At 57.6% G+C, this 13,888-nt stretch carries 8 protein-coding genes; 6 read left to right on the forward strand and 2 right to left on the reverse strand.

All coding sequences use genetic code 11. The features are described from left to right. Positions 1-279 precede the first annotated feature (279 nt). Positions 280-1,917, reverse strand: coding sequence for a sodium:solute symporter family transporter (locus VL130_RS11025; RefSeq protein ID WP_325362940.1), 1,638 nt, complete (start codon positions 1,915-1,917; stop codon positions 280-282). Between the two features lie 571 nt (positions 1,918-2,488). Between VL130_RS11025 and VL130_RS11030 the strand changes: the two genes are divergently transcribed. The 6 genes from VL130_RS11030 to VL130_RS11055 all read left to right on the forward strand — a co-directional run bounded on the left by VL130_RS11030 (position 2,489) and on the right by VL130_RS11055 (position 12,035). After that, entirely contained in the window at positions 2,489-4,030 is a 1,542-nt protein-coding gene (locus VL130_RS11030; protein ID WP_325362941.1) for a glycoside hydrolase family 30 protein, read from the forward strand. A 94-nt stretch (positions 4,031-4,124) separates the two neighbouring features. After that, complete coding sequence (locus tag VL130_RS11035) at positions 4,125-4,895, forward strand: FadR/GntR family transcriptional regulator (protein WP_325362942.1); 771 nt, start codon at positions 4,125-4,127, stop codon at positions 4,893-4,895. Positions 4,896-5,222: 327 nt separating this feature from the next. Beyond that, complete coding sequence (locus VL130_RS11040) at positions 5,223-7,076, forward strand: beta-galactosidase family protein (protein ID WP_325362943.1); 1,854 nt, start codon at positions 5,223-5,225, stop codon at positions 7,074-7,076. Positions 7,077-7,629: 553 nt separating this feature from the next. Continuing rightward, positions 7,630-10,371, forward strand: a complete 2,742-nt coding sequence (locus VL130_RS11045; protein WP_325362944.1) for a TonB-dependent receptor — start codon at positions 7,630-7,632, stop codon at positions 10,369-10,371. A 211-nt stretch (positions 10,372-10,582) separates the two neighbouring features. Further along, positions 10,583-11,740 (forward strand): 1,4-beta-xylanase, encoded by a 1,158-nt coding sequence (locus VL130_RS11050; RefSeq protein WP_325362945.1) that lies wholly within the window; start codon positions 10,583-10,585, stop codon positions 11,738-11,740. 139 nt (positions 11,741-11,879) lie between these two features. Next, positions 11,880-12,035, forward strand: a complete 156-nt coding sequence (locus VL130_RS11055) for a hypothetical protein (RefSeq protein WP_325362946.1) — start codon at positions 11,880-11,882, stop codon at positions 12,033-12,035. On the opposite strand, the gene VL130_RS11060 is transcribed toward VL130_RS11055, so the two are convergent. Beyond that, entirely contained in the window at positions 12,017-13,888 is a 1,872-nt protein-coding gene (locus VL130_RS11060; RefSeq protein WP_325362947.1) for an Svx/AvrXca family virulence/avirulence protein, read from the reverse strand. The two genes, VL130_RS11055 and VL130_RS11060, sit on opposite strands and share 19 nt — an antisense overlap.

Genomic DNA, 13,888 nt, shown 5'->3' on the forward strand with positions numbered 1-13,888 from the left:
AGGCTCATAACCTGAAGGTCGTCAGTTCAAATCTGGCCCCCGCAACCAGGGGAGATAATAAAACAAATCAAAGATATAGCCGCCCTTAGGGGCGGCTTTTCTATGCTCAAAATCAACCCCCACATACCGCATAGACGGGAGCAATCTTGTAGCGGTTTAACAGCGCCACCGTGGCGCCGATGGAGGCGTTCATCGCGAGGGATTGGGTATTACGACGCCCTGCAAAGCAGTAGGGCCAGATGCGATTTAACAGGGCGTCGTTCTGATGCGATGTAGCGCTTACCAGAAGATCGCATACAAGGCGGTAAGGATGGCGACTACGCCAATCGCGGCGATGTTAAATCCCCACGAGGTTTTAAAATCGATTTTTGCCAGATCGATGACAGCGCCCGATCGGGACTCGTCAGTAAGCAACGAAACCGCAATGCAGGTGAGCAGCGATATCCAAAAGACCCACCCCACCCGATTCAGGAATGGCATGTCCGGCAGATGGGTGATCAGCCAGCCTGTCAGTGGCCCCTGAGCCGGATGGTTATGGAAATAGGCGGCCAGGTAAAAGACGCAAGAGGCCAAAAAGCCTGCGGCAATGGCCGCAAAGGCGCCCGGTGTCGTGCACGGCTTCCATACCATGCCCAGAACAAAAATGACGACGACGCCTGGCGCAAAGAAACCGGTCAGGCTTTGACCGAACTGAAAAACCTGGTCAAAATTGCCCAGGAGCGGCTTGGCGACCACGATGGCGATAAAAAGCGCGGCGACCGAGCTTATGCGGCCTGTCATGACCAGCGATTTGTCCGAGAGGGCCGGATTGACCGGCTTTACGATATCCATCGTAAAAATAGTCGCTATCGCGTTTATTTTTGAGGCCGACGACGCAACGATGGCGGCGACGAGCGCGGCGAAAACAAGTCCCAGGCATCCGGTGGGCAACAGGGTCATCATCGTAGGGTAGGCCTGGTCCGAGCGTTCAAGGTTCGGCGCCAGTACAAGCGCAGCCATGCCGGGAACCACTACGATCAGCGGCATGAGCAGTTTGAGATAAGCGGCAAATGCCATGCCCTTTTGGGCTTCCGGGAGCGATTTGGCCGCCAGGGCGCGCTGGATAATGTATTGGTTGAAGCCCCAATAGGAGACATTCATGATCCACATCCCGCCGATCAGGACGGCGATTCCTGGAAGGTCTTTGTAGTAGGGACTTGTCTTGGGAAGGATCATTTTGAAGTGCTCAGGAAATTGACGCATCAAAACAGCGGCGCCCTCGAAAACCGCTGGCAATGAATTATGTCCGCCAATCTTGGCCAGGGTGACGGCGACAATAATGAGGCCGCCTAATGTGAGCAGGGTCACCTGCACGATATCTGTCAGGGCCACCACTTTCAGGCCGCCGGACAACTGGTAGGAAAGAGCAAAGGCGCCGAGCAGGATCAGGGCTAGCATCGGGTCCATGCCGGTCACGGTTGTGATGGCGGTCCCGCCCAGCCAGAGAATGGCAGTCAGGTTGATCAAAATGTATTGGGCGAGCCAGAAAATCGCCATCAGATATCTGACGCTCGGGCCATAACGCTGGGCCAGGAAGCCCGGCATGGTCAGAATGCCGCTGCTGAAGAAAACCGGCAAGGCGAATTTGCCGACAAGGAGCAGGGTCGCGGCGGACATCCATTCGTATGAGGCAACGGCAAGGCCTATCCGAAAACCTGAACCAGACATACCGATGATTTGCTCGGCGGAAATATTGGCGGCAATCAGTGAGGCGCCAATCGCCCACCAAGGGAGCTGATTGTCAGCGAAAAAATAGCCCTTTGTGCTGGTCTGAAGTTCGGGCCGCCGGCGCGAAACGTATTGCGCCAGGGCGAAGATGGCTATCGCATAGATGATGGTAATCGAGACATCGACAGCCGATAAGGTATTCGCTGTCATGCGTCGTCTGCCCGTTCCGTTTCGCTGTTATCTGAGACTGTTTTATAGCCCTAGCGGAAATCGTCATCATGCGTAAGGTGGGGCATGGCTGAAATTCGCAGGATACCGGTGTCGATTGGCGTGATTACGTCTGGTGACTGCAAAGCGTCTCATGCGAGGCATTTTTTAGTTTTGCGGCGTTCTCTGATTTTTGGGCGCCGCTTATAGTCGCGTTACTTGTTGGGCTTTGAACACGCCCGCATATTGTCACTCACCATCAGGATCAGGCTCTTAACGTGTGAAATGGCGCTATAGGCATCATTTGCCTTCGAAATTTAAGGTTTGAAAACGAAGAAAAAATCATACAAATTGGCCTGTTAAAGTTTCATTGCTTGATTCCAGTGTTCCCTGAGGAGAAGGTCGCGCCTTGATCTTCTCTCCTGACTCGACTGAAGTTCTCCTTCATGCTCGTCCCGCGTATGGGAATGGCGGGAATTTCTTTCAGGTGGCTTCAGAGGCATTACGGGTGAGCCTGATCGATTTATAACGAAACAATAAGGGGAGGGGGGCGGTGCGCCTCTTTGGAAGCAGGATGCGTCTGCTAAGTGTCATGGCCGCCAGCCTCGTCTGTCTGGGGCAATTTTCAGCCCCTGCTTTCGCCGCCTCCCAGGCGTGCGCCGCTGCTTCGCGGGATGCGCTGGCAGATGTGGCGATCTCGCCAAAATGGCATGAGCCGGGAAAGGCCTTCGAAGGCTGGGGGACAGCCCTTGTCTGGTTTGCCAATGTCACCGGCAAGCTGCCGCCGGAAAAGCGCGAAAAACTGGCCGACCTGCTGTATGGCGATAGCGGCCTCAGGCTGAATATCGCCCGCTACAATATTGGCGGTGGAAATGCCCCCGAAACGAAGCCCTATCTGCGGACGGGCGCCGATATTCCGGGATTTTGGCGGCGTCCCGCGGGCGTGCAGGGCGTGGACTGGTGGCGGGCCGATGAGGAAACGCAATGGGACTGGTCGGCCGATTCGGGGCAGCGCTGGTGGCTGGACGCCATTCGTGATCGCGTGCCGGCAAAGGAACAGATTTTCGAAGCCTTTTCAAATTCGCCACCTTATTTCATGACCATGAGCGGTCTTGTGTCCGGCAATGCGGATGGCCTGACGGATAACCTGCGGCCTGGTTTTGAAGATTCGTTCGCTGACTACCTGGTGCGGGTGACGGGCGAGCTGGAGCGGCGCCATCATATCCATTTCCGCACCCTGTCGCCGGTCAATGAGCCGAACACACCTTATTGGTATGCGGGCAATACGCAGGAGGGGACGCATTGGTCGCCGGCTCGCCAGGCGCAGGTCATTAAGGCTGTGGACAAGGCCCTGCGGGCGCAGGGCCGCGATACGCAGATATCCGCAGTGGACGAGACGAACGCGCAAACCTTCGTCGAGGACTGGGCCGGTCTTGATCATGAGGCGATTGCGGCCATCGACCAGATAAATGTGCATAGCTACGATACGACCGGGAAGACGGGCGTTCGTGACATTGCGCGGATGACCGGCAAGCGCCTGTGGATGTCGGAGGTGGATCTGTCGCCGCCAAATGTGCCGCAGGCCTTTGATGACATGCGTCCGGCCGTGGCCTTGGGCGAGGAGATCGTGAGCGACATCAATCGCCTGGAACCCGCCGCCTGGGTGTTGTGGCAGGCGGTGGAGAATGAATCGAAACCGCCCGCGAAAGGATCGGACTGGGGGTTGATCAAGATGGATTACGCGGATACGGCCAATCCGCAGATCAATGTCACCACCAAATACTGGGCTATGGCCAATTTTTCGCGCTTCATCCGGCCCGGTGACAGATTCCTGCCAACCGACGATACGGATACGGTGATAGCGCTAAAGCCGGATGGCCGCACATTTGTCGTTGTCCACGTTAACCCCGGCCTTTACGCCCGGCGGCTAAGGATCAATATGCCGGGTCCTGGCGCCTATCGGATATCATCCACGGTAACGGACGCGGCGCATCACGCCGAAACCGTCTGCGCCGGTGAGGCTCTGGATGGCGGCGCAGTTGTGGCGCCGCCGCGATCGATCACAACCTTTGTTTTCACGCCAGGGGCTGGTAGCGGCGCCGGGAAAAGGCCATAATCCACCTGAAGGTCGCGGGGGCGCACGGTTGACACCTTGCGTTGATCCTTTAGCTAATACATATGAATGGATGTAAAAGGGCCGGGTTTGACTGATGCACGACAGTGGAACGAACGACGAAATGGGCGACTTCACTTATGATGAAGGCCTGTCACAGCGTCGGCTTCATGGAACGCTTGCGCATCGGTTGGCGGTAGATATCCTGCGGGGTGTCTATAAGCCTGGCGATATACTGCCGTACCAGCTCGATTCCAGCGAAGCGCTCAATATATCGAGAACGCCCTATCGTGAGGCGCTCAAGATTCTGGCGGCCAAGGGGTTTGTCGAGAGCCGGCCCAAACGCGGCACCCGTGTTTGCGATCGCACGCAGTGGACCCTGCTTGACCCGGAAGTCATGGGGTGGATGTTCGAAACGACGCCTACGGCCGGCTTCATCGACGGCCTGTTCGAACTGAGACTCATTAACGAGCCGGCGGCGGCCGAACTGGCGGCGGAGCGCCGGACCGAAACGGAGGTCGACCGGATGCGGGAGGCGCTGGAGGTCATGCGCGTCGAGACCCTGGCCACGGAAACCGGTCGGGTGGCAGATCTCGATTTTCACAAAACGCTGCTTATCGCCACGCGCAATGAGGTGCTCATCTCATTGAACAGTTCCATCGCCGCAGCCATCGCCTGGTCAACGCGCTTGAAATCAACAGACCCCAAAGATGCCCGAAACAGTTGGCAGGACCACGCCAGGGTGTTCGATGCCATTGCCGCCGGCGATGGTCGTTCGGCCAGGTGGTCGATGGAATCCCTGGTGCGCCTGGCGTTGGAAGATACCCGGCGCTCTCAAATGCGCCGTGACGCCGCACCGGTAGCTTAATCATCGGATCATAAAGCTATTGATTTGCGTCAATAAGTCACATTTTATAATTGCCTTCCCTTTATTGTGTGATAATTGAAATATCAGCGCTTGCTGGGATTGGGTCAATTCAGGTCTCGCGGCGGTTAAAAATTAAACAGAATGTGCCGCTTTTGAGCAAGGCGCCACACAAATATCGTGTTGGCGGGCGTCTTGTCCGTCAGGTGGCTGGCTTTGAACGAGGTATAAAATCGCATTTAAGGGGTGGTTGAAGAGCCGCTCTCGGCGCGTTCATGCGCGGCAACAAATGGTAAGCGGCCAAAACAAATCGGGAAGAAAAAGACTCAGATGGAAGCGAACACGTTAAGCAGACGAAATTTCATGTCGATGGTGACGGCGATGGGCGCAAGCCTCGCGGTTTTCAGCCCCGTTATGGCCTCCGCGGCGGCGCCGAGATTTATCGTTCAGGATGACGAATTCAGCCTCGACGGAAAGCCCTTCCAGATACTTGCCGGTGAAATGCACTATCCGCGCATTCCGCGTGCCTATTGGCGTGACCGGTTGCGCAAGCTGAAGTCCCTGGGTCTCAATACACTTACGACCTATGTCTTCTGGAATGCGCACGAGACGGCGCCGGGCGTGTACGACTTTGCTGGCAATCTCGATATCGCCGCCTATGTGCGAATGGCGCAGGCGGAGGGGCTGTGGGTCAATCTTCGGCCAGGGCCGTATGTCTGCGCCGAGTGGGATGGCGGGGGTTTGCCGGCGTGGCTGTTCCCCGAAGAAACCGGCATCGCCCGGACCCGCGACCCCAAATTTATCGAACCGATGAAGCGCTGGTTCAAGCGCCTCGGCCAGGAACTGGCGCCGCTCCTGATTGATAACGGCGGGCCGATTATCCTGACGCAGGTAGAGAATGAATACGGCGCGTTCGGCGCTGATCATGGCTATATGGAACAGGTCATGCAGGCCGAGCGCGACGCCGGCTTCTCCGGCCTGCTCTATACAGCGGACCCCTCGCAATTCATCGCCAACGGCTCTCTGCCGGGCGTTGTGGCAGGCATCAATTTCGGCACCCATTACAAGGCTGAAGAGGAGTTCGCCGCGCGCGCCAAGGTGCGCAAGGACGGTCCGTTCTTCAATTCCGAACTGTGGGGCGGCTGGTTTGACGCCTTTGGCGACCTGCACGCCACCATGGAAATTCCGCCGCTCATCGCCAGCCTGAAATGGATGCTCGACCGGAAAATGTCGATCAGCTTCTATATGTTGCACGGCGGTACGTCGTTCGGCTGGTACGCAGGCGCCAACTGGGACAGCAAGGGGTATGCCGCCGATATTTCGAGCTACGACTACGACGCCATACTTGATGAAGCCGGGCGGCCGACGCCAAAGTATGAAGCGGTTTTGGCGCTTCTCAAAAACTACCTGCCGGCCCAGGCCTTCGCGGCGTTGCCGGAAGCTGAAGCGCCCGTCATCGTCCCGCGTTTCCGTTTGAAGGAAGTTGCCGCGCTGAGCCAGTTATTGACGAAGCCCGTCCTGCAAAAGACGCCGAAGTCGCTGGACGCTTCCGGGCAGATGCACGGGCTTATGCTTTATCGCCATCGCGCCGCCGTGGCAGGGAAGGGGGAACTCAAATTCGGGGATATTCGTGACTATGCGCTTATCCGGATCAATGGCAAGACCGTGGCGACGCTGGACCGCCGCCTGAAGGAGGCCTCGGCCACGATCGATCTGCCCAAGGGCGCGGTGCTTGAGGTCCTGGCCGATACGCATGGCCATTGCAATTACGGTAAGAATATCGGGCGGGATCAAAAAGGCATTATCGGCGCCGTGACGCTGAACGGCGCGCCACTGGAGGGCTGGGAGCAGTTCGCCCTGCCGATGGACGGCCTGGAAGGCCTGACGTTTTCCTCTACAGCGGCTGAGGGACCTGCCTTTTATCGCGGGACGTTCGCGGTCAATACGCCGGGCTTCACCTTCCTCGATCTGCGCGGCTGGGGAAAGGGATATGTTTTCGTCAATGGGCACAATCTCGGCCGTTATTGGTCAGTGGGGCCGCAGCGGGCGATGTTTGTGCCGGGACCGTGGCTGAAGGCCGGCGAAAACGAAGTCGTGGTGCTTGACCTGCATGAGAGCGGCGAGCGCACGCTGGCCGGCGGCGCCAATGAAATATGGGACCTGCCAGGCCTGGTTAAGGCCTAGTCATCAATCGTGACAAGAGCAATCATGCCCCGCCGGACGGGACTGTAACAGGCAATTGGAATGTTGATCTTTGCCGAGGCAGGATATGCCCCGGCAATCATTCTGTCTGGCAATTGAGTCGATTTTTGCGAGGATTGGCGGGGTGAAATGCCGAGAACGGGGGCTGGCGCGGGTTGATTCATGTCAATCTGCCCTGAATAATCCGCTTTATAGTCGCTTAAAATTATAAATTAGTGCGATTTAATTGACGGCGCAGCGATCAAGTTTGGATCGTTGCGATGCGCGGCGTCATGGGCGAAGTTGCGGGCTTACAATTAGTTGTTAAAAAAAATAAGTTAAATCAATGTGTTGGTATTTTCAGCGGTTGCCTTGGGAAGATGCGTTCCGGCCTGTCTGTCTCCAGCCGCAAATGCGTGTAGCAAAACCGACACAGTGGTCACGATTTAATCGACGGACTAAAATCTCTTTTTGCAATTAAATCATATTGTCGTACAAATGCCTTCAACAAAGTGTGCCTCTGAAGCGCGCTTTATAACAACTCCGGGAGGAACGTATGAGATTTAAAATTCAATTGCTCGCGTCTGTATCTGTTGCCCTGCTGACGGCACACGGCGTGGCCCTAGCGCAGTCCGCCACGGATGCCGCAAAGCCGGGCGCCGCCGTTGCGGATCAGGCCACGACGGATAAATCCGGGGCAAAGACGGACGATACAATCGTTGTCGTCAAGGGCTACCGCGCCAGTCTGCGGTCCGCGCAGCAAATCAAGCGCCGTTCAGATTCGATTGTTGATGCGGTCGTCGCCGAAGACATCGGCAAGCTGCCTGACGTGAACGCGGCTGAGTCGCTGGCGCGTCTGCCGGGTATTCAGATTGTTCACGGCAGCGATGAAGGCAGTGGCGTGCTGGTGCGCGGTCTGCCGGATGTGGCGACCACCGTCAATGGCCGCGATATCTCGACCGCCGAACTGCGTCGCGTCCAGCTTCAGGATTTCCCGTCCGGCGCCCTGGCCGGCATGGAAGTCTACAAGTCCGGCACGGCGGATCTGCTGGAACCTGGCCTGGCGGGTCTGATCAATGTCCGCACCCGCCGCCCGTTCGACTTCAAGGGTTTTGAAATCGACGGCGCCATCCGCGAAACCTACAACGACCAGAATGAAAAGTTCAACACCAACGGCAACCTGCTGATCACCGATCGCTGGTCGACGAGTCACGGCGATATCGGCGCCCTGCTGAACGTGTCCTATACCGAGCAGGATTTCCGCAACGCTGTCCGCTGGGCGACCGGTTATATCGCCAATTCCACTGCGGACCCAGCATTGCCCAGGTATCCGGACCAGGTTGGCGTTTATATGGATACCGGCCACCGCTGGCGTCCGTCCGCCAATGCCACGCTGCAATGGCGCCCGAACGATCAAACCGAACTTTACGCCGACTTCCTGTGGCAGGCCTATCGCGCCGAACACTGGAATGACTGGGCCATGGCACCGTTGTGGAGCGGTACAAAGACCAATGTCGTGATGCAGGAAGGCACCAATCAGATCGCCAGTATGACCAACACGGGCGGTGATCCGATCCAGTTCTACCGCTCGACAGGATTTGACCGCACCGACACGCAGCAGATCGCTGTGGGCGGCAGTTGGACCAGCGGCAAGCTGAAGCTCTCCACTGATCTGGCCTATACCAACAGCCTCTATTCGAACTCGTCATGGAGCCTCGACTCGGCGCTCAAGCAATCCTATCCGATTAATGTTAGCTATGTCACTGACGGTGGCGCTGCCTGGTCGGCCGAAGGTCTGGATGTCTCGGATGCCAGCAATTATGTCTGGCGCGGCTATTATGAAAGCATCTACAAGGTTGGCGGCAACGGTATCCAATGGCGTGGCGATGCGGTCTATGATACCGATTGGGGTATCTTCAAACAGTTGAAAGCCGGCCTGCGTTACTCGGATCGTAACGCCTTCTACGAAGCCAATGATCGTTATGGCTGGGTGTTGCCGCTCGCCATTCCGTTCGACTCGATCGGTGTTGGCGAACTGTCTCTCACGCAAGATACTTTCAGGGGCAGTGATCAGGGCTTCCGGAACTACCTGCAGCCTTCGCGTGCCGGCATTGTAGACAACACGACGCTGCTGGTGAACGAGACCCGCGCGGCGCTTGCCCAAATGGGGAATACTGGTGGCGTGGCGCAGTACACCCCGATCCTCATGGGCTATGATCCATTCCGTGGTTTCACCGCCAAGGAAGCGACCCGTACAGCTTATGCCCAGGAGCACTATCAAACCCACTTCTTCAACTCGGATGTTGACGGTGTGATTGGTGTGCGTGTGGTCAATACGGTCGGCAAATACAGCGGATATTCGCGCGTGAAGTGGAACAATGTCGAAACCGGCGTTCCGAAAACCATTGATCAGAACTACATCGATGTTCTGCCTAATTTCAGCATGCGCCTGAAGCCGAACAGCGAAATGCAGATTCGTTTGGGGGTGACTAAGACCCGCACGCGTCCGGATTTCAGTCAGCTCAACCCGGCGTATAGTATTACGCAGTTCGATCCGAGCACGGGCGGCAACAATCCTGATCCGGCCGATGCCTATGGTTCCGCCGGTAATCCGGACCTGAAGCCGCTGACGTCGACGAATTACGACGTCACCTGGGAATACTATCCGGAGGCGAATACCTCGGCGAGCGTGGCCGTGTTCTACCACGACCTCTTCGGCTTCATCAGCAACTATACGACCCGGACCAATGACCCGATTTACGGTGTTCTTGAAGTTTCGCGTCCTGAAAACGCTGGCGCCGGCAAGATCAAGGGTGTCGAAGTTGCCGGTCAAACCTTCTTCGACTTCCTGCCGGGGGCGTGGAATGGTCTCGGTGTTCAGGCAAACGTTACCTATATCGATGCGTACAATGAACTGCCGGACGCTATCGACCACTCGAAGCAGATGGTGAAAATCCAGGGCGTGTCGAACTGGAGCTATAACCTGGCTCTGTTCTACGAAAAGGGTAAGATCTCCACGCGTCTGTCCTATAACGGCCGCTCTCGCTGGATCAACTCCTATGATAACCGCAAGGGCTCTTGGGAAGGTGAAGGTACGGAAGCTGTGAACCGCCTAGACTATTCGCTCAGCTATTCGCCGAACGACGCTTACACGATCAACCTGGATGCCTCCAACCTGCTGGCGCAACCGTTCCATAACTTCCACGAGTATGACGGCAATGCGCACGCAAAGTTCGTCCGTGATATCCGTGACGAAGGCCGCTATTACGGTCTGTCGGTACGCTTCAAATATAACTGATTGAAAATTCGGGGGCCGCGCCTTGCGGCCCCCGAATAATTGCTGGATTTCAAGTTCTTGGGGCCGGTCCAATCGGATACGGCCCCATTCATATCCTGTGGGGGTAACGCCCATGAGAACGCGCAAGCCTTTCCCCATAAAGCGACCCGCAGATGATGAAGGCTGCCGGCATCGCTGTTTCGATTCAGTGCCAAAAAGGAAACGACCCCTCATGAGCATATTTAAATCATCCATTCCGGCGGGTACGATGGCCCTGGTTCTCGCATTGCCGTTGTGCCAGATCGCCCACGCCGAGACTGGCCGCTGGAGCGAGGCGAAAGCCAATGCCTGGTATGGCGAACAGCGCTGGCTCGTCGGTAGTAACTTCCTGCCCGCCGACGCCATCAACCAGTTCGAGATGTGGCAGGCCGACACTTTCAACCCGGCCGAGATCGACAAGGAATTTGGTTACGCCGAGGGCATCGGCATGAACACCATGCGCATCTTCCTGCATGATCAACTTTGGGCGCAGGACCCGGAAGGTTTCAAGAAGCGCATCAATATTGTCCTCGATCTCGCCGCCAAACATCACATCAAGCCGATGCTGGTTTTATTCGATTCCTGCTGGGATCCGAATCCGAAGACGGGTCTGCAACATGCACCTGTGCCAGGCGTTCATAATTCCGGCTGGGTACAGTCTCCCGGAACCGCCGGGCTGCTCGACGAGGCCGGTTGGCCGAAATATGAATCCTACGTCAAGGGCATTGTCGGTGCATTCGGCAAGGATAACCGTATTCTCGCCTGGGATGTGTGGAATGAACCCGATAATACGGGCGGTGGAAATTACACGCAGCTCGACGAACCGACAAAGACCGGACAGGTCGCTAAACTCCTGCCGCAGGTCTTCGCCTGGGCGAGAAGTGAGGCCCCGATCCAGCCGCTAACTTCCGGTGTCTGGCACGATGATGACTGGTCGCCAAAGGGAAGGCTTAATGCGGTCGAGCATGTGCAACTCGATCAGTCAGATGTCATCAGTTTCCACAGTTATGATTGGCCTGAGCGCCTCGAAGAACGGATCAAGTCGCTTCAGCCCTATGGGCGGCCGCTGCTGATGACGGAATATATGGCGCGCGGCAATGGCTCGACCTTCGATTCCGCCTTGCCGATGGCGCGCAAGTACAATGTCGCTGCGATCAACTGGGGCTTTGTGCTTGGGAAGAGCCAGACGAACATGCCCTGGGATTCCTGGGAGAAGCCCTATGTTAAAAATCAGCCGACGCTATGGTTTCACGACATCTTTTATCCGGACGGCAAGCCCTATCGGCCGGCGGAAACGAACCAGATCCGCTCGATGACCACCGAGGCGGACAAGGCGTTTGCCCGCAAATAACCTTTGGATGACACCAAAATGCGAAACGGGAAATCGATGTTAATGCCTGGCGTAAACATGACGGTTCTGGCGGCCGCTACCGGGCTATGTATATTTGTATCCGAACTGATGTGATGAATGGCGAACGGGGTTTTATGCCATGCGCGAATTGACGCGGCGGGGCGTTACCATTCCCGATCAGGTCGCCGTCATGGGCTTCGACGCGCTGATCGAGGGCGATGCGGTGACGACCACGCGCATCCCGACACAATTGGTCATCCGTGACTCATGTGGCCCTCAGGGGCGCCAGACGTAGGGCGCTGTGGATGTGACTTCCGGCACAGGCGCGGTCAGGTCGCCACCCTGTTTCGGATCGGCCTGCGAGTCTTGGTCGACAAAGCCGCTATAGACGCCTTTGTTGAGTTTCGGGCCGCCGCGCACCTCGGCGTCACCGATGATTTCGGCTGTGCCGGAAAGTTCGGTGCCGGGTTCGAAGCCGCCAATACCGAGGAAGGTGGTCTCGACCTTCGCGATATCCTTTACCGTCACGCCATCGTCGATGAGGCTCATGGCGCCGATCACCGCATTGCCGGAGACCGTGCCGCCGCGAACCAGGGCGTGGTCCTCGATACGGGCATTGCCCCTGACCGTGCCGCCGAGCACGCGGGCGTATGGTCCGACATAGACCGACGCATCGACATGGGCCGCATTGCTGACCCAGCCACCGCCATTGGGGTGGGCGTGGCCATTGCTGCCGGCGGTATAGCCGGCTTCATAGCCTTGCGGTAATGCGCCGGTGAGCTGCACCATCCACGGATAGCGATAGATCGAATACCAGGCCTGATCCCACTGGATCTTCTGCTGGCTTGAGGGGGTGCCGACCACCACCATATAGACCGCCTGGTCGCCGGCCTTGAGGTCGAACGACAGGTCGCCATCGGCGCCGCCCATCAGCGGGCCATAGCGCGGCGTGCCGTCGGCCTGGATAGCCACCACGCCCCAGCGCCAGTCGGACGAGGGTTGGGGAACCGCCGCCGGATCATTGGTGAAGCCGGGCAGGGTGGTGGTAGCCGGGGCGGCCTGCACCACGCCGCGGAAGCGGACGGTAATCTTCGTCGCGCCGGCATCGGGCATCAGGCGCACGACATTATAACCCCAGCGCTGTGGCGCCCACGCATTGGGCACGGCGAAGCGGCGCTGGCCGAGGTCCATCGGATCGAGCGAGGTCACCCGCAGGGCGCGCTGGCCTTCACGCTGGTCGTATGAACCGTATTTGGCGTGATAGACCGGCCCCTGGTCATTGCCGTCTTCATCCACGTAATCCCAGGTGATGTTGCGCAAGGCCCATTCGCCGAACTCATCGTTGAGATCGGCAACCGACCATTTCTGATTGCGCATCAGGGTGCTGAACGGGTCTTCCTCCAGATAGCCGGCCTGGTCTGGTTTCAGACCATTGGCCCAGATATCGTTGACCGTCTGATAGCCATACTTGTCCTTGAGATATTCGAGGAATTGCCAGTTGCAGTAACGGTCGCGGGTCGAGCCGTAATAAAGGTGCGGGAAATTGACCAGCAGTTCCGAGCAATGAACCTCGTTGCGGTATTCCGGCATCTGGTGTGCCATCCAGTTGGCATGGCTTTCCCATAGCCAGCCGACATATTTGCCGTCGCGGAAGCTGCGGGTCGAGCCTTGCAGGGCATGGGTGAATTCATGCGCCAGGCCCCAGTGGTCCTTCAGCGCCAGTGGCCCCACCCACATGCCCATGTCGCGTTCGCCGGTCGGGCCGCCATAGAGGCCGGAATCGGGGTTGATATTGATATTGGCCTTATGTTTTCTGGCCGTGTCGCAATAAGGTTCCGGAAACTTCACATCGGTTATGAAGGTCTTCCAGACCAGTTCGAGATACTGACCGGCGGTCACGGCATCGGCCATCTGCACAACGCCCGTCTTCCAGCGGAAGGCGAAGTGCGCCGTTTCATACTGCACGGCCTGTTCATCGGGCGTGCCGGAAACCACCGTCCATGCGCCGGACACACAGGCGCCTGTGACCGGGGGCTTTACAGGCGGCGTGACCGGCGGGGTTTGAGCCGCTGCCGAGCCGCCGCCGCATCCCGTGAGAAACGCGCAGACCGGCAGCAGGGCAAGATGGGATACGCGTGTTCTCAGCAT

This window comes from Asticcacaulis sp., from assembly GCF_035497195.1.
In the GTDB taxonomy this organism is placed as follows: Bacteria; Pseudomonadota; Alphaproteobacteria; order Caulobacterales; family Caulobacteraceae; genus Asticcacaulis.